At 62.3% G+C, this 18,624-nt stretch carries 9 protein-coding genes; 5 read left to right on the top strand and 4 right to left on the bottom strand.

The window, feature by feature from the left end:
- Nucleotides 1-13 precede the first annotated feature (13 nt).
- The 4 genes from ACP3TA_RS21395 to ACP3TA_RS21380 all read left to right on the top strand — a co-directional run bounded on the left by ACP3TA_RS21395 (nt 14) and on the right by ACP3TA_RS21380 (nt 2,660).
- Nucleotides 14-505, top strand: a complete 492-nt coding sequence (locus ACP3TA_RS21395; protein WP_042784943.1) for a fimbrial protein — start codon at nt 14-16, stop codon at nt 503-505.
- The gene (locus ACP3TA_RS21390) at nt 502-1,059 is read left to right on the top strand and encodes a fimbrial protein (protein WP_049866692.1); all 558 of its coding nucleotides are present in this window, start codon (nt 502-504) and stop codon (nt 1,057-1,059) included. The genes ACP3TA_RS21395 and ACP3TA_RS21390 overlap by 4 nt, the downstream gene beginning before the upstream one ends.
- Nucleotides 1,060-1,098: 39 nt before the next feature.
- Nucleotides 1,099-1,941, top strand: a complete 843-nt coding sequence (locus ACP3TA_RS21385) for a hypothetical protein (RefSeq protein WP_033643637.1) — start codon at nt 1,099-1,101, stop codon at nt 1,939-1,941.
- Nucleotides 1,942-2,054: 113 nt separating this feature from the next.
- Complete coding sequence (locus ACP3TA_RS21380; protein ID WP_033643636.1) at nt 2,055-2,660, top strand: helix-turn-helix transcriptional regulator; 606 nt, start codon at nt 2,055-2,057, stop codon at nt 2,658-2,660.
- Between the two features lie 46 nt (nt 2,661-2,706).
- On the opposite strand, the gene ACP3TA_RS21375 is transcribed toward ACP3TA_RS21380, so the two are convergent.
- The 4 genes from ACP3TA_RS21375 to pqqU form a co-directional block, all read right to left on the bottom strand.
- Complete coding sequence (locus ACP3TA_RS21375) at nt 2,707-2,886, bottom strand: hypothetical protein (protein ID WP_015378373.1); 180 nt, start codon at nt 2,884-2,886, stop codon at nt 2,707-2,709.
- Nucleotides 2,883-3,068 carry a hypothetical protein gene (locus tag ACP3TA_RS21370; RefSeq protein ID WP_033643635.1) on the bottom strand — a complete coding sequence of 62 codons (186 nt, stop codon included), beginning with the start codon at nt 3,066-3,068 and terminating at the stop codon, nt 2,883-2,885. The genes ACP3TA_RS21375 and ACP3TA_RS21370 overlap by 4 nt, the downstream gene beginning before the upstream one ends.
- Before the next feature lie 226 nt (nt 3,069-3,294).
- Nucleotides 3,295-5,667, bottom strand: coding sequence for a glucose/quinate/shikimate family membrane-bound PQQ-dependent dehydrogenase (locus tag ACP3TA_RS21365; RefSeq protein ID WP_033650791.1), 2,373 nt, complete (start codon nt 5,665-5,667; stop codon nt 3,295-3,297).
- 147 nt (nt 5,668-5,814) lie between these two features.
- Complete coding sequence (gene pqqU, locus ACP3TA_RS21360; RefSeq protein ID WP_033643633.1) at nt 5,815-7,959, bottom strand: TonB-dependent receptor PqqU; 2,145 nt, start codon at nt 7,957-7,959, stop codon at nt 5,815-5,817.
- Between the two features lie 526 nt (nt 7,960-8,485).
- On the opposite strand from pqqU, the gene ACP3TA_RS21355 reads away from it, so the two are divergent.
- On the top strand, nt 8,486-18,502 hold the full coding sequence (locus tag ACP3TA_RS21355) for an amino acid adenylation domain-containing protein (protein WP_426784425.1): 10,017 nt from the start codon (nt 8,486-8,488) through the stop codon (nt 18,500-18,502).
- The last annotated feature ends 122 nt before the right edge of the window (nt 18,503-18,624 follow it).

Here is an 18,624-nt window from a genome sequence, read left to right as displayed (position 1 = left end):
CGGGAGCGAGAGCATGAAACAACGTTTTACGGCGAGCGTGCTGCTGTGCGCAGGGATGGCATGCCATCTCGCCTGGGCGGAGAAAACGGTCGACATGCAGTTTCGCGGCACGTTGATCGAGCCGCCGCCCTGCACCATCAACGATGACGGGATCATTGACGTGAACTTCGGCGATCGTGTCGGCATTAACAAGGTCGATGGTGCGAACTATCGGCAAAGCATCGGCTACCGCATTCGCTGCGAGCCGGGGATCGGCAAATGGGACATGTTGCTGAGTCTGACCGGCAACGCCGCAACGTTTGACGAAGCGGCGGTGCAAACCAACCGGCGCTATCTCGGCATCCGCATTTACCAGAACGCACAGCCGTTCAAAGTGGGCAGCGCGCTGCCTATCGATCCGGCCAAACCGCCGGTGCTGGAAGCGGTGCCGGTCGGCAAATCGGGCGAAACCCTGACGGAAGGCGCGTTCGAGGCCACGGCGACGCTGCGGGCCGACTATCAATGAAGGAGGAGGCGAGCGTGAAAACAACACAAGGCGGCTGGGGCGTTATCGGCCTGTTGCTGTTGGCGCTGGGCGTGAACGGCGCAGCGCAAGCCGCGGACAATCTGCGCATGCGCGGGGCGCTGGTGGCGGAACCTTGCGTCATTCAGCCGGGCGACGAGAGCATCGCGCTGGATTTCGGCACGCTGGTCGACAAGTACCTGTACCTGAACCAGCGCACGCAGGGGCAACCGTTCGAGTTGCGGCTGGCGGAGTGCGATCTCAGCCTGGGCAAGACGGTGTCGATCACCTTCAAAGGGACGGAGAATGCGCAGCTGCCGGGGCTTTTGGCTTTGGCGGCGAGCAGCCAGGCGCGCGGGATCGCCATCGGCATGGAGACGCTGCAGGGGCAGCCTTTACCGCTCAACAGCGCAGGCGGCAAGTACCCGTTGCAGGACGGCGGCACGGTGATTGGGGTGCAGGCCTATGTGCGCGGCGAACCGGAAGCGCTGGCAAAGCGAACCATCGGTCGCGGTGCTTTCAGCGCCATTGCGACGTTCAGCCTGGACTACCAATGAGCGCCGGGCTTCGGCAAAACAGAATAAGGATATGACGCGATGCAGCGTTTTCACTTCAGAGGGATGTATTTACTGCTCGGCCTGCTGCCGGGGCTGTGCTCGGCGCAAATTTATTCCTATGTGACCAAGAGTACCGGCTCTCCCAGCAATGCGGCTTATGAGTATGTGCTTGAGAGCTGGGATAAGGATGACTCATCGCCTAATCCTTGCTATCAGCAAAGCATGTGCGCTGTGGGGATCAACCACCGGCACACCAGCGCCAATACGGGCGGCAGCACGGCCGTGACGCCTTCGGCCTCTATCGTCGGGTCGGGGCGCTACCCGCAGATTACCCAACTGCGGACGATGGGTGAACTCAGCCGCTTCTACCAGAGCATTTATCCGTTGCCGATCGTCGGTGCGACTTCTCATGTGGGGGATGCCATCACTCAGGAGTGTGTCGGGCTGTTTTATACCACCTCGTCCTCCTCCGCCGTTGAAGGCAACAGCGCACGGTTGATGCCGAGCAGCGTCTGCGGCATCGCGCCGCCGCCGGTCGGGGTCTGCGGCATCGATGAGCAACAGCTCGATCTGAACCACGGCGTGTTGCCGGATACCGACCTGGTAGGCAATACGGCGCGCGGCAGCCTGCGCGTAGTGTGCTCGCAGAAGATGAACATCGTCATGTATATCCGCGTCGGCAGCAATGGCCGCCTGGATCTGGGGAATTCCGGCGTCTACAGCACGCTGCGCATCAACGGCGCCCTGGGCAACCTGGGTTATCAGTTCACCGCGGATACGCGCGGGGTCACGGTGCCGATCACTTCCACCCTTGGCGTGACGGGAACGATCAAGGCTGGCAATTACTCGGGGCAATCGGTCGCCATTCTGGCGTTGCCGTAGCCGCATTACCCGCGCCGCGCGCCGTTGCATTATGCCGTTGAGTCACCCGCCATCAGGGGGGGGAATCGCGCTCGGCGGCGACCGGGAAGGATGATTTCAAAGGGAGCGTGCCGATGGAAACTACCATCACTCTGGCGTTTATCGATAATGACCGTTTCTTTATTGAAGGATTGCAGCAGCTGCTGCTGGCGTATTTTGCGCGCCGCGGCATGCGGGTTCAGGTGCTCGACGCCACACAGGCGCATCGGGCGGATGTGGTGTTCCAGTCCGTAGAGCGTGATTGGCAGGCGCGTTTCTGCCTGCGTTCAGTGAGCGGTGGCCAACCGCTCAACTTTGCGCTGCGTGAACCCGGCGATACCCGCTGGCGCGATAACCCGCGTTGCATCAGTGAGGCGGGCGTTATTTTCCGCAACGACTCGCCGGACAGCGTATTAAGCCAGCTGGAGCGGGCATTGGCGGCGCGGACGAACCGCGACGCAGAGCACCGGTGCTATTGGTGTGAACGGCAGCGCATTACCCGCCGTGAGCAGGATGTCATGCGCTACCTGGCCTGTGAATTGCCGCAGACCGCCATCGCGCGCAACCTGCATCTGAGCGTGAAAACCGTCAGCAATCACAAACAGGCGGCGATGCGAAAACTGGGATTTAAACGCAATGCGGATCTCTACCATTGGTTGCGGTTGGGCGGGTTGAAAACCGTAGAGCGGGCGCGCGGATGAGAGGGCGGCTCAGGCGCTCAATTTGGCGCCTGAGGGGCAGGAAGCGTCAATACAGCAGCGTCATCGCGCTGAAGAACAACAGCGTCAAGGCGATGATGATGAGGTTTTGCGTGGCTTTGCGCACCAGTTTGCTGGCGCTCAGGCGGCTGTCGATGACGTAGAGCAGCGGCACCATCAGCAGCACATAGGCGAACATCAGCATGGCGGTAAAGGGCTGCAGGTTCATTCATGTTCCTCCTGGGCGTCATCATGGCCGATCAGGTGTATCAGCACGGCTTGCGTCTGGCGGTGCTGGCCGATAAAGGGCGACGTGGCTGGCGATGCCGGCGCGAACGTCAGGCCGGCGCGTCGCGTTTTCACCGCCGCTTGCAGAATCTTCTTTCGATGCTTCCGAGTATGGTCGACCATGCGCCTCCGAATAGGGCCGCCCGAAGGCGGCCGATCGTTGTATTGCCCATTAAGCTGGAGAGGATCGCAGCCGCTGCCGGGGCCGCAGAGGTATAATATTGCGAATGATAACCATTATCAATAATGGAGATGAAAAAATTAAGGGTATTGCGAGGGGGCAGCCGGCGGGGCGGGAAAAGAAAAAGCACGCCTTGCGGCGTGCTTTGCGGGGTACTAACGGCGGTGGTTACTTCTGATCGGGCAGGGCGTAAGCGACCACGTAGTCGCCCAGCTTGGTGCCGAAGGAACCGTGGCCGCCGGCGTAGATCAGCACGTACTGCTTGCCGTTGACCTCATAGGTCATCGGCGTCGCCTGGCCGCCGGCCGGCAAGCGCGCTTCCCACAGTTTTTCACCGTTGGTCACGCTGAAGGCGCGCAGGTAGTTGTCCGCGGTGGCGCCGATGAAGAACACGTTACCGGCGGTGGTCACCGGGCCGCCCAGCATCGGCATGCCCATTTTGAACGGCAGCGGCAACGGTGAGCTGTCGCGCACGGTGCCGATGCGTTTTTTCCACACGATGTCGTTGGTTTTCAGATCCACGGCGGAAATGTAACCCCAGGCCGGCTGTTTGCACGGCAGGCCGAACGGCGACAGGAACGGGTTCAGGGTGACGCCGAACGGCACGCCATACTGCGGTTGTACGCCAGACTCGGTACCGCTGCCGCCTTTGTCGCCTTCCGGCGGCTCAATCGGGTTGCCTGGGCCGCGCGGGATCAGTTTGGAGACGAACGGCAGCGCGATCGGGTTGGCGATGGCGATTTCGCGATCGGTATCGACGGCCAGGCCGCCCCATTCGAACATGCCCAGGTTACCCGGGAACACCAGCGTGCCCTGCTCGGAAGGCGGGGTGAAGGTGCCTTCATAACGCAGGCTGTGGAACATCACGCGGCAGACCAGCTGATCATAGATGGTCGCGCCCCACATGTCGGCGCCGGTCAGTTTCTTCTCAGGACGGAAGGTCAACTCGGAGAACGGCTGGGTCGGTGACAGGCGATCGCCCTTGGCCGGGCCTTGCGGTACCGGTTTCTCCGGTGCCGGCACCACCAGTTCGCCGTTGGTACGGTTCAGCACGAAGATGTTGCCGGTTTTGGTCGGCACATAGATGACCGGCACTTTTTTACCGCTCTTGTCGGTAATGTCCGCCAGGGTCGGCTGCGCCGGCACGTCCATATCCCACAGGTCATGGTGGACCGTCTGATAGAACCAGGCCAGTTTGCCGGTGGAGGCGTTCAGCGCCAACAGGCCGCTGGCGTAGCGTTCCATTTCCGGGGTGCGATCGCCGCCCCAGATGTCCGGAGTGGAAACGCCCATCGGCAGGTAAACGATATCCAGCTTGGCGTCATAGGCGGCAGGCGCCCAGGAGTTCGGCGAGTTCGGCACGAAGTGGTGCTCGTCCGCCGGGATGGCGTTCGGATCTTTCGCGCCCGGATCGAAGGCCCACAGCAGCTTGCCGCTGTTGACGTCGAAGCCGCGGATCACGCCGGAAGGCTCGCGGTTGGAGTAGTTGTCGGTCACGGCACCGGCGACGACGATCACTTTATCGGTGATCACCGGCGGCGAGGTCGGCTCGTAGTGGCCCGGCGTCGCATACGGCATATTGCTCTGCAGGTTCAGCTCACCATTGTTGGCGAAGTCCGGGCAGGGTTTGCCGGTTTCGGCGTCCAGTGCGAACAGACGGCCGTCGTTGACCGGCAGAATGATGCGGCGTGCGCACATCGCCGGAGCGGCGTCGCCGGCGGCGCCTGCGGCTGCGGCGGTTTCGTGGTAAGACACGCCGCGACAGGTGATGTGCTGGAAGGTTGGGTTGTATTTCAGCTGCGGATCAAACTTCCATTTTTCTTTACCGGTGGCGGCATCCAGCGCGAACAGCTTCTGGTGCGGCGTACACATGTAAAGGGTATCGCGGATTTTGATCGGCGTGACTTCGTTGGTGATCTCACCCGGATCGTTGGCGGTCTTCAGATCGCCGGTCTGGAAACGCCAAACCTCTTGCAGCTGGCCAACGTTTTTGTCGTTGATCTGGCTCAGCGGCGAGTAACGGGTGCCTTCCTGGGTGCGGCCATAGGCCGGCCAGTCGGCGCCGGTGGCGTCTTTCGGTTGTACCTGGGCGGCGTCGAGGGTGCCGTTAATCTCTTGCGGATCGTTGAACACGGCATAGGCCAGCGCGATGACGGTGATCGCCAGCGCCGCGCTCAGCGCGCCGTAGGCGAATTTGCCGTTGGCCACCAGCTTGCGGTAGATAAACGGCAACACCAGCCACAGGCCGAAGAAGAAGGTGACGTCCAGGCGCGGCGTCAGCGCCCAGAAGTCCGGGCCCACTTCCCACAGGGCCCAAATCGTGGTGCCCAGCAGGAATACCGCGTACAGCAGCAGCGCGGTGGCGCGGCGGCGGAACAGCAGCCAGGAGGTCGCCAGCAGCACCAGCCCGGCGATGATGTAATACAGCGAACCGCCCAACTTGGCCAGCCAGATGCCGCCGCCGAGCAGATAAAGCCCGCTCAGCGCGGCAAACAGCGCCGTTATGACGATAAGCGGCGATAGTGACGCTTTATTTTGCATAGCAATACCCTTACCAAAAATGAAAGTCCCCGATTTAGAGATTAAGCCAAATCGGAAAAAACACGCGGTTTCTCCCTATTATTTCAGCGAGAAGCCGCTAGGGTGACGTAAAACCCATCCCGTTTTTTAACCTTAAGGTGCTTTGCCTTATTCAAAGCGATAAGACAAGGTGGCGCCGCCACCCCAGTTGCGCCCCGGCGCCGGCTCGAAGTAGCGGCCGTTGCCTTCGTTGACGATCACCGAACCGACGTATCGGCGATCGAAAACATTGTCCACCCGGCTGAACACGTCCAGCGCCCAGCGGTTCCAGGTAAAGCGATAACCGGCGTTTACGCCGGCCACGGTGTAAGAGGGAGCCTGCGCGCTGTTGGCGTCATTGGCCTGAATGTCGCTCATGTAGCGCAGTTCCGCGCCGGCGTGCCAGCCTTCCGGCGGGGCATAGGCCAGCGAGGCGTAGCCCATGTTGCGGGCGATGCCCGGCAGGCGATTGCCGGCGGGAATGGTTTGGGCCGGGGTACAAACGGCTTTGCCGCACATCTCGCTGCGGTAGGTGGCGTCCAGCAGCGTCCAGGCCATATGCAGGCGCCAGTCCAGCGCGAACTCTTGATCCAGCGCCAGTTCCAGGCCGCGCCGCCGGGTTTTGCCGGCGTTGGCGTAGCTGGTGCGCCCACCGCTGCTTTCCGCCACCACCAGCTCGTTGTCGGTATCGGTCTGGAACAGGGCGGCGCTCACCAGGCCGTTGCCGAGGCGCAGTTTGCTGCCCAGCTCGACGGTGTCGCTGGTGGACGGCTGCAGACCGATGTTCAGGCCGGCCTGGCCGTTGGGGCGATAGGAGAGTTCGTTGATGGTCGGGGTTTCAAAGCCGCGGCCGGCTGAGAGATAAACGTTCCACGCCGGATTGATTTTATAGTTGAGCGAGCCCATCGGCAGCCACTGGTGGTAGCGTTTGCTGCCGCTGTCGTCGCCGTTGCGCGGCGTGATGTAGTAGTCGGTCGAGTCGAAGCTAACCGTGCTGTAGCGCAGGCCGGCGTCCAGCGTCCAGTGCGGCGTCAGTTGCCAGGAGGTTTGCAGGTAAGGATCCAGGTTCCAGATGCGGTTTTTCTCGTTGCGCCGCTGGTCGCCTTTCTCGCCGTAGTCCACTGTGCCGTCTCGCAGAATAAAGTTTTCAAACCCCTGCCGGCGTTCGGTCATGGTTTCATAATCCAGACCGCCGATCAGTGTTACCGGTAACGAGGCGAGAGTATCCTCATGCTTCCAGCGAGTGTCAATGCCCTGATATTTTCTTTCCAGCACGATCACCCCGCCGGCGTGGGTAGGGTTAAGCTGCGGCCCGCGTGGAATGGATTGGTACTGCGTGGTGTGGCGCTCGCCGTGGTAGGCGGTCAGCGTCAGTTCGTCGCGCTCGCTCATCTGGCGCTGATAGCGCAGGCCGGCCTGAGTCTGATCGAGCGACTTGCGGGTGTTGTATTGATCCGCGCGCGGCGCCTGGCGCGGGTTTTCCTTCCATTCCGCTTCGGTCAGGCCGCCCGGATCGCCGGCGTCAATGGAGACGCTGTTGAACATCAGCGTCAGGGTACTGACGTCGTCCAACCGCACGCCGAGCTTGCCGTTGCCGAGGTTTTTCCGCGCGGCGCTGTGATCGCGATAGCCCTGAGTGGTGAAGCGGGTGCCGGAGATAGCGTAGTTGACGTCGCCGGCCTGGGTGCCGTCGCCGGTGGCGCCGGTCGCTTTCACCCCGTAGCGCCAGGTGTTGTCGCTGCCGAAATAGCTGCCGGCCTCCAGCGTTGGCGGCTGGGCGCCGGTCTGTGTGTCAACGTTGATCACCCCGCCCGAAGCGTTGCCATACAGCGCGGAATAGGGGCCGCGCAGCACCTCGATGCGCTCGACGGAGTTGATGTCGATGTTGGAGGTTTGTCCCTGGCCGTCGGGCATGGTGGCGGGGATGCCGTCGACGTACATGCGCACCCCGCGCACGCCGAACATCGATCGGCTGCCGAATCCGCGTATCGACAGCTGCAGATCCTGCGCATAGTTTTGTCGGTTTTGAAGTTGCAGGCCCGGCACGCTGCCAAGGTTTTCCGACAGGTTAATCTGCGGTGCGGCGTTGCGCAGGTCCTGGCCGTCGATCACGCTGACGGACACCGGCGATCCCAGCTCGGTCAATCCGATGGGTTGCGCCATTACCACCAGCGTATCGCTGTCTTTCTGATCCGCCGCCAGGGCCGAACCGATGCAGACCGGCTGCAGCAATAACAGGGTTGCCGGGGTCAAGACGGGACGTTTTTTATTCATCAGATAATTCTGCCAATAATGCTGAAAAAATTGCCCGCAAGTGGGCGAAAATAGCCATTTGTGACTCCCTGTACTGGCATTCAATGGGAGGGAAACTGCATCCTGCAACGAGTATAGGATATTCCGACACCGTACACTTTGGAATAGCGCAACTGAAAGATGCGGGTTTTCATTTAAGAAGATTCTCTTTTTTATCGCTTTTCCTGCGATGCCTTTAAATTAAATTTATTTATATTAAATATATTCCTATCTTTGTTTTTAATTTATTTACAATAGTTATTTTATTTATGAATGAAAATCCGTGAATCATTTTAAAATGACAAATTATTTTTTATGTCATTGTTTTTGTTGGTTTTAGTTTATTTGTGTTTTTGTGGCTTTATTTTTTATAAAAATAAAATAATATTCGCTCTTATGTTTTTTAAGTTTTCGCCTAACAGCTCAATCGCATAACCATCACGGTATTTATGCCATGCATAAATATCTATTCATATATTATTGGAATATATTAAAAGGGAATTGATTCATGGGCGCGATCATCGCTTCACCCTATACCCACACGTTTTGGAATGAATACGTCCTCAATCCACACTCCTGCGAGTACAACCTGGTGCTGGATCAGACCATTGAGGGGGCGCTGGACGTCGATCGACTGCGCGCGGCGGTCGAGGGCGTGTGCCGGGACTATATTCTGTTTCACCATGTCCTCGACGACAGCTCGCCGCAATTACGCTGGGTAAAGACGGAGAAGAAAATTGCGTTGGAAACGCTTGATGCCGATTGCGATGCCGGTAAATTAATCAATACGCCGTTCGATCTCCGGGAGGGGCCGCTGTGCCGCTTCTACCTGATTGAGTTGGCGCCGCAGCGCTATAATTTGATCATTGTCGTTCATCATATCCTGATCGACGGCCTGTCCGGCCAGGAGTTCTACAACGCCGTTTCCGCCTATTACAATCGCGGGGCGGCCGTGGCGCCGCCGCAGGCGAATGAAACGGACATTTGTCGATTGTACCGGCGCTATGAGGCGGATATCGCGGCGTTGAAGCAGGACTTCGCTTCCGCGTCATTCTGGGGCGACCGGTTGGCCGAATGCGCCCCGCGCGTAGCGTTGCCTTATCTCCCCGGTGAAGCCCCCGAAGCACCCGGCGCCGGCGAAGTGCGCTTTACGTTGCCGTTCGCCGAGTGGCAGGCGCTGAAGTCTGGCGTCAGATATGCCAACCCATTCCTGATATTCAAAACGCTGTGGGCGTTGCTGATCGCCCGGCAATCCGCGCAGGACACGGTGCATATCGGTTATCCCGTCGCGCCGGACGGCGGCGAGCCGCTGTTTTTCGGCGCCCAGGTCAACACCGCGGTGTTTCCCTTAACGCTCGCCCCGCAAGCCACGTTCAACCAGCTGTACCGCGCGACGCTGGCCTACAGCAAAGCGCTCAAGGTGACGGGCAAGCTGCGGCACAGCCAATTGCCGGTTTATGACATGCTGAACCTCAGCCCGGTGCGCGAGCTGAACGTCAATTTCACTCAGGCTTACCTGAAAGATGCGCCGCTGGCGCTTGACGGTTGCCGCATCGGCGTCAATCACCGTTACAACGTCGATCTGGCCGGTTCGGAACTGCTGCTGGAGTATCAGCCGACCGAGCAGGCCTTTGAGTTTCGCCTGCGTTATCGGCCCGATCTGTTCGACGCCACGCAAATGGCGGAGATGGCGGAGCAGTATCTCGGGCTATTGCAGCGTGCGCTAGCCGAACCGGACGCGCCGATAGCCGCGTGGCCGCAGCTCACGGCGCAGCAGGTTTTACGCTGCCGCGACGCCTGGGAGAGCGAGCCGGACACGGCCGACCCAGGAGCGACACTGCTCGACGGCGTGGCTCGCCAGGTGCGCCGTCATCCGGAACGCATCGCCGTAACCGATGCCAACGGTTCGCTCAGCTACCGCCAACTGGCGCAGCGCAGCGATCGCCTGGCAATACGGCTGAGGGAAGAATATCGCCGGTTGCGCGGCGCCGCCATGCCGCCAGAGACGCTGATCCCGCTGTATCTGCAGCGCAGCGCGGAAGCGGTGGTGGCGATGCTGGCCATCATGAAGGCGGGCGGTGCCTATGTGCCGCTGGATCCCGCGGCGCCGGCGCAGCGCCTGGAATATATTCTGCAAGAGGTGAACAGCCCCATCGTCCTGACGGAAAGCGCATTGCAAGGGGAGGCGCGGCGTCTGGCGCCGGACGGCGTTTGCCTGGCGGCGGATGAATCGCTTGCCGATGCGGATGCCGCGAGCCTGCCGAATGTCGAAGCCCGGCAATTGGCCTACGTGATTTACACCTCCGGCACCAGCGGGCGGCCGAAAGGCACGCTGTGCGAACACCGGGGCGCGGCCAACATGGTGCGGGGTCATACGCAGCTTTTGCTGCGCAATGAATCGGGCGCGCTCAACTGCCTGCAGTTCGCGTCGCTGGCCTTTGACGCGCACGTGTTTGAAGTGTTCATGGCCCTGAGCAACGGCCACCGGCTGTTCATCGCGGGCGAGGCGCAGCGGCGCGATCCGGCGCTGTTGTGCGGCCAAATGGCGGCCTGGGGCATCGAAGCCTGTTTCCTGCCGCCGGCGCTGCTTGGCACCTTGCCAGACCTGCCGGCTTCGGTGCGCTATCTCGCGACCGGCGGCGAGGCGACCGCGCAGGAGGCGCTCGACCATTACCTGGCCTGCGGCATGCAGGTTGCCAATCTGTACGGCCCGACCGAGGCTTCGGTCAGCGCCAGTCTGAATATCTATCGCCGCAACGGCGCGCGCAATATCGGCCACGCCATCGCCAATATGCGTTGTTATGTGGTTGACGAGCATGACAATCTAATGCCGCTGGGGGCGGAGGGCGAGCTGTGTCTGGCCGGCGCCGGCCTGGCGCGCGGATACCTGAACCTGCCGGCGCTGACGGAAGCCGCATTCGTCGCCAATCCTTTTGAACTGCGCGAGCCTTACCGGCGCCTGTATCGCACCGGCGACCGGGTACGGCGCTTGGCCGACGGCAGCCTGGACTATCTCGGACGACACGACCAGCAGATCAAGATCAACGGCTATCGCATCGAGTTGGGCGAGATCGAAATGCAGCTGCGCGCGCTGCCCGAGGTGGCCGAGGCGGTGGTGACCCTGCGCCCCGGCACGACGGACCAACTGGCGGCCTGGTATGTGCCGAAGCCCGGCGCGACGCCGCAGGCCGGCGACCTCTTGCAACGCCTGGCGGCGCAGCTGCCGCATTATATGTTGCCGTCGGCGCTGTCGGCGCTGTCAGCGCTGCCGCTGACGGTGAGCTGCAAGGTCGATTACCGGGCATTGCCGGAACCGCTGCCGGTGGAGCGGCAAACGGCGTTTCGCCAACCGGGCACGCCGCTGGAGACTCAGCTTTCTGCACTGTTCAATCGGCTGCTGGGCGGCCATGTCGGCATGGACGACAACTTCTTCCGCCTCGGCGGCAACTCCATTATGGCCATCAGGCTGTGTCACGAAGTGAATAAATTGCCGGGGGCGAAGATCTCGGTGCTGACGTTGAATCAGCATCCGACGGTGGCCGCACTGAGCGAGCATATCGCCGCTCAACGGCAGGCGCCGTCGGATGAGCCGCCCATCCTCGCCGGCGGGCTGCGGGAGGGGCCGCTGTCGCTTCAGCAGTCGCGATTGTGGTTTGTTCAGCAACTGTCGGCGGACGCCACGCACTATCTGTCGCCGGTGCTGCTGCGGCTGGCGCCGGACATCGATGACCAACGTTTTGCGGACTGTCTGCAGGCGATCGTCGAGCGCCACCAGATCCTGCGTAGCCTGATTCGCCAGAATGAGCGGGGCGAAGCCAGCCAGTGGGTCAGCGACGCCGTGCTGCCGGTGCCTTTGCTGACGGTGAGCAGCGCTGAGTTTGACATGGCGCTGGCGCAGGCCTGCAGCCGGCCGATGGATTTGACGCGCGAGCTGCCGCTGCGCGCCACGCGCTATCGTTACCGCGATGCGGCGGGCGGGGAAACGGCCGTTTGTCTGTTGGTGTTCCATCACATCGTCTTTGACGGTTGGTCGCTTGAGGTGGTGCTGCAGGAGCTGGACGCGCGCTATCGGGGAACGTGGCGTAAAGCGACAGAGCCGGCGCTGCAATACCTCGACTATGCCTGCTGGCAACACGCGCCGGAAAATGTGCAGCGCCGGGCCGACGAATTGGCCTTTTGGCAACGAGAGCTGGCGGGCTGGCAGCCGCTCTCGCTGCCGGTGGATTTTTTGCGGCCGGCGGTCTTCGACGTACGCGGCGACAACAGCGAAGTGCCGCTGCCGGCGGCGCTGGTGAAGGCGCTGGAGGCGTTGGCGCGCCGAGAGGGCGTGACGCTGCATGCCGTGATGCTGGCGGGGTTCATGCTGTTGCTTGCCCGCTACAGCGGTCAGAACGATGTCATGGTGGGTACGCCGCTGGCGAACCGCAATCGCCCTGAGCTGGGGAATCTGATCGGGTTCTTTGTCAATACGCTGCCTTTACGCCGGCAGATCGACCCCCGTCAGGGCGTTGCCGAGTTTGTGCGAGAGGTTGCGGCCACGACGCTGCGGGCGCAGCAGCATCAGACGCTGTCGCTGGAGGCGCTGGTGGACGCTCTGGCGCTGCCGCGCGACTTTTCGCGGCACCCGCTGTTCCAGGTCATGTTCGCGCTGGAGGGCGAGAGCGGCGCACCGGCGCGTCCGGACTGGCTGTCGGTGGTCGATCTGAGCGCGGATGAGCGCACCGCCAAGTTCGATCTGACGCTCACGCTGACGCCGCAGGGGGAGCAGATGCGCGCGCGCTTCAACTTCGCGTCGGCGCTGTTCAGCAAAGCGTCGATGGATCGGTTGGCCGGCTACTATCTCGCCCTATTGCAACAGATGGCGCGTCACGATGACTGGCCGCTGGAAAATATTCGTCTGCAGCCGCAGAGCCCGGCGCTGCCTGCGGCGCCGGCCTTTAGCTATGCGTTTGAACGCTGCCTGCAACAGGATTTCGTGCGGCATGCGCAGCGCAATCCGCAGGCCGTCGCGGTGATCGACGCGCAGGGGGAAATGACGTACGGCGAACTGCACGAGGCGGCGTTAACGCTGGCCACTCAACTGCGTGTGCAGGGCAAGATGACCGGCGACGCCATCGCCGTCGTCGCCGACAAGGGGCGCCGGCAGCCGATCGCCCTGTTGGCGGCGCTGATGTGCGGCAAGGCGTTTTTGCCGATGGAGGCGACATGGCCGCCGCAGCGGCGGCTGAAGGTGATGGCGCAGGCCGGCATCAATACGTTGCTCAGCGATGCGCCCTGGGCCTGCGACGAGATCAACCTGGTCGAACTGAATGCCGGCGGGCTGGCGGCGCAGTTGCCGCTGCCGGAGAGGCGTCTGCCGGTGGTGGAGGCCGGTCCTGACAGCCTGGCCTATATCATTTTCACTTCGGGCTCGACCGGCACGCCCAAGGGCGTGGCGATCGAACATCGCAGCGCGGTGAACATGCTGGAAGGCGTTCGGCGGTATTTCGGGTTCAACGAGCGGGATCGCAGCCTGGCGCTCAGCGCGTTGAGCTTCGATCTGGCGATCTTCGATATTTTCAGCCCGTTGAGCGCGGGCGGCGCGGTTGTGATGCCGGCCGAGCGAGATCGGGTCAATCCGCAAGCCTGGTATCAGCTGATGATGACACATCGAGTGACGCAATGGTTGAGCGCACCGGCCCTGATGGAGCTGTTGCTGGACTATGTAAACGGCGCGGGGCTGGCGGCCGGGCCTGCGCCGGCGCTGCGGGCGGTGATGGTGGGGGGCGACTGGATCGCCACCTCGCTGCCGGAACGCTGCCTGGCCTGGGCGCCGCACGTCCGCTTCTGCAGCGCCGGCGGCGCTACGGAGGCGGCGATCTTCACCATGCTGTATGAGGTGCCGCGAGGCGAGAAAATTCGCTCGGTCAGCATCCCTTACGGTAAACCGTTGCCGCACCAGCGTTGCTACATTCTGGATGCCGGACGACGGCCCGCGGCGCCGGGCGTGCGCGGGGAGATCTATCTGGCCGGTGAAGGGTTGGCGCGCGAGTATTACGGCGATCCGCAACGCACCGCCGAGAGTTTCTTCTGGCATGAGGAGCTGCAGGAGCGGGTGTATCGCACCGGCGACGCGGGCCGGTGGCTCGAGGACGGCAATGTGGAGTTCCTGGGGCGTCTCGATCAGCAGGTCAAGCTGAACGGCTACCGCATCGAGCTGGGTGAAATAGAGCATGCCGCGCTTGCCTATCCGGGGGTGACCGCCTGTTGTTGCGTGCTCGTCACCGACCCTCAGCCCTGTCTGGCCGCTTACTTCGTTGCCGATGAGGCGATCGCCCCGCAGGATTTGGCGCAGCATTTGAGCAGCCAACTGCCTCCTTACATGGTGCCGCAGGCTCTGATGCAGCTGGCACAGCTGCCGCTGACCGAAAACGGCAAGATAGCCCGACAGGCGTTGCCGCCGCCGAAAAGGACGGCGCGCGAGTTTGTCGCGGCGCAGAACGAGCGGGAGAACGCTTGCCTGGCGGTGTGGCGCGATCTGTTGCAGCGGCAGGATATCGGCGTGGAGGACAATTTCTTCTCGCTGGGCGGCAATTCCCTTCTGGCGATCCAGGCCTGTTACCAGCTCGGTCAACGGTTGGGGATCGAGGTGACGTTGAGCGAGCTGGGCCGGTTCCCGACGATCCGTTCATTGTGCCGTGCGTTGCTGCGGCAGGGGGAGGGCGCCGCGCCGATGTCGATCCCGCCGCTGCGGCAACGCGAGTATCCGCTCTCCGCTTCACAGCTGCAGCTGTGGTTTATCGAGAACCTGAACGGCGGCGGCAATCTTTATCATGTGCCGATGCTGTTCCGTCTCGGCGACGATGTCTGTCTGACGGCTTACGAGCGCAGTCTGCAGGCGGTCGTCGCCCGGCATCAGGTGTTGCACAGCCTGATTGCCCAGAAGCCGTCCCAAATTGCCGTCGCCCGGGCCTGTGAACAAACGCTATCGCTGGAGCGCGTGGCGCTGGAGGCGGCGCGCTGGCCGGACAGACTGCGGCAGGATATCGATCGGCCGTTTGCCCTGGAGGCGGAGTTGCCGATCAGAGCGAGCGTTTACCAGGTGGCGCAGCCTGATGGCGGGCGGGTGACTTACAGCCTGATCCTGGTGCACCACCTGGCGTTTGACGGCTGGTCGCAGCCGGTGCTGCTGCAGGAGTTGGATGCGCTGTATCAGGCGCAGCGGCAAGGGCGGGAGGCTGAGCTGGCGGCGTTGCCGTTGCAATATGGCGACTATGCCGTCTGGCAGCGGTGCTGGCTGGACTCCGCGCTGGCGGATGAGGCGAAAGCGTATTGGCGACAAGCGCTGGATGGGTGGCAGGCGCTGGAGATGCCGCTCGATTTCGTGCGGCCGGCGCGCTTCGATCATCGCGGCGCCAATCACGTCATCGCGCTGCCGGAGGCCCTGACGATGCAGGCGGCGCAGTTCGCCCGGCGGCAAGGCGTCACGCCGTTTGCGCTGTATCTTGCGGCCTTTAATCTGCTGCTCGGTTACTTCAGCGGCCAGCAAGACATTCTGGTCGGCACGCCGGTCGCTAACCGGCCGGTGGCGGAGACCCGCTCGGCGATCGGATTCTTCGTCAATACGCTGCCGTTGCGCTCGCAAATAGACGATGCAGCGTCGCTGAACGATTATGTGCATCGGGTCTTTGATGGCGTGCTGCAGGCGCAGCGGCATCAGAATTTACCGTTGGATCAGTTGATTGAGCTGCTGCAGGTGCCGCGCGATCTGTCGCGCCATCCGCTGTTTCAGACGCTGTTCGCGCTGGAAGAGGCGGGTGAAGCGCCGGCCTGGCTGGCGCCGCAGGATCTGTTGACACACTATCAGGCGGCCAAATTCGATTTGACGCTGAGCATACAGTCGGCGCCGCAAGGCGGCAGGGCGATCTTCAACTATGCCACCGCCCTGTTTGCACCGGCCACACTGGTGCTGTTGGGTGAGTATTATCTGACGATCCTCACGCAGATCGTCAATCACGGGGAGCAGCGCGTCAGTCAGTTGGCGCTGGTATCGGCGAGTGAAACGGCGCGGCAGCGCGCCTTCCGTCAATCCTGTCCGCCGGCCTACGATTTCGAACGCGCCATCCATCATGATTTTATCCGTCAGGCCGAGCGCGATCCGCAGCGGGTGGCGATCGTCGATGAATGGGGTGAGCTGAACTACGGTGAACTGTATCGGCGTGCGTTGGCGCTGTCGTTGCAGCTGCGCGAGCATGCGGATATGCGCGCCGACACCATCGCGGTGATGGTGGACAAAGGGCGGGCGCAAATCATTGCGGTGCTGGCGATCCTGATGGCCGGCAAGGCCTATTTGCCGCTGGACGGCGCCTGGCCGGAACGCCGCCGCCTCGATATCGTCGCGCAGTCGCAGACCCGGGTGATTTTGAGCAGCCGGGAGTGGGGGGCCAGCGGCGAGGCCAGGCTGTTGACGATCGATCCGCAGGGGGCCGTCATGGAGTTGCCGCCGGCTCCGCCGGGCGAGGCTGTTTTGCCGGCACCTTCCGCGCTGGCCTATGTGATCTTCACCTCCGGCTCTACCGGCGCGCCGAAAGGGGTGGCGATAGAACATCGCGGCGCGGTGAACAGCATCATCGATACCTTGCACCAGCTGGAACTCGGTGCGGACGATCGCGGGTTGGCGCTCAGCGCGCTGAGCTTCGACATTTCGGTGTTCGATATTTTCGGCCTGCTGTCGGTGGGCGGTGCCATCGTGATGCCGTCCGAAACCGAACGCTATCAGCCGGAGGCGTGGCATCGGTTGTTGATGACTCAGGGGGTGACCTTCTGGAATTCCGCGCCTTCGGTGATGACGCTGCTGGTGGAGCAGCTGGAGTCCGCCGCGTCGCAGGCGCAGTGGCCGCATTTGCGCAACGTGGTGCTGGTGGGCGAGGTGATCTCGCGTTCACTGCCGGCGCGCATTCGCCAATGGCGGCCAGGGTGCCGGGTCGTCAGCGCCGGGGGCGCGACCGAAAGCTCCATTTGGTCGATTTTGTACGACATTCCGGAAACGCCGATCCTGGCGCCCAGCGTGCCTTATGGCCAGGCGATGGCTCATCAGCGTTTCTATGTGCTGGATCGCCATCTGCGCGTGTTGCCGCCTTGCTTACCGGGGGAGCAGTACATCGGTGGCGCTGGCGTAGCGCGCGGCTATTACCGCAATCCGTCGCTGACCGAGGAAAAGTTCATCTACCATCCGGAATTGGGGGAGCGGCTTTATCGAACCGGCGATGCCGGGCGCTATTTGCCGGACGGCAATCTGGAGTTCCTCGGCCGTATGGATTTTCAGGTGAAAATCAATGGCTACCGCGTCGAGCTGGGGGAGGTCGAGCAATGTGCGCTGGCGTTCGGCGCGATCAAATCCTGCTGCGCCGTGGTGCTGTCAGAGGCGCATCGGCAGCGTCTGGCGCTGTATTACGTCAGTGAGGCGCCGCTGGAGGAGTCGGCGCTGCTGGCCTTTATGAGCGGGCAATTGCCGCTATACATGCTGCCTGCGGCGCTGGTGCGGCTGGAAGCGTTGCCGTACAACTCCAGCGGCAAGCTGGATCGCAAGGCGTTGCCGGCGCCGACGGCGAATGAGCCGCAGGCCTATGTCGCTCCCGCGAACGCGCTGGAGCAGCAGTTGTGCGCATTGTGGCAGGAGGCGCTGCAGTGCGAGCAGGTCGGCATGACGGACGATTTCTTCCTGCTGGGCGGCACCTCGATCAAGGCGATCTCCCTGTGCGTCGGCATGGGCGAACTGATGGCCGCGCCGGTGCCGGTGGTGCAGCTATTGCAAAGCCGCACCCTGAAAAATCTGCTGGCCGCCAACGAGCGCCGTTTGGTCATGCCGCTTAACCGCCGGACAGACGGCGTGCCCGCGGTGTGGATGATCCACCCGGCGCTGGTGGGCGCGGAGGCGTTTCATGCTTTCGCTCAGCCGTTGCAAGGGCGACTCAATTGCTATGGCGTCGATAACCATAATCTTTACCATCAACCGACCATCGACTCGCTCGGCGAGCTGGCCGAACGGTATTTGAACGACATGATTGCCGCCGGCCTGCTGCAAGACGCCGGGCCGGTGCGCATTCTCGGGTGGTCGCTGGGGGGCATCATCGCGCTGGAGATCGCCGCTCGCCTGGAGGCGCGCGGCTGCCGTAACGTGCAGCTGTATCTGCTGGACAGCTTCTATCTGCAGACCACGGCGGAGCTGCCGCTGGAGCAACTGCTGCCTGCGCTGGGCATCGAGGGGGAGGCGGCGACACGCGCCATGGCCGCCGGGCAGGCGGAGCGGCGGCTGTCTGAGGGAAGGCTGAGCCGCCGATTGCAGACCACGAAAGTGACGCTGTTTAAGGCGACGGAGGGTAACCCGCAGTTGCCGGAGGCGGTAACGGCGCCGCTGCTGGCGCTGGAAGATAATGGGCTGGGCGCGGTTTGCGCGCAGCTCAAGATTATCCCGCTGGCTTGTCACCACCATAATATCTTGCAGTGTGAGGAGGCGATCGGACAAGCGCTCAACGATGACGTTTGATTTATGAGCCTGGCTCATAAGCTCAAGCGTATTTCGCCCCATAGTCATGGCGGCAGTCGCGTTTTACAGTCATCACACCGGAACGGCTCCGCGTCAGGCGGGGCCGGTATCAATCAGTGGGG

Source organism: Serratia sp. 2C06 (assembly GCF_050037615.1).
Taxonomy (GTDB): Bacteria; Pseudomonadota; Gammaproteobacteria; order Enterobacterales; family Enterobacteriaceae; genus Serratia; species Serratia ureilytica.
The sequence above is the reverse complement of the archived record's forward strand: the minus strand, read 5'-3'. Positions and strand labels throughout refer to the sequence as shown.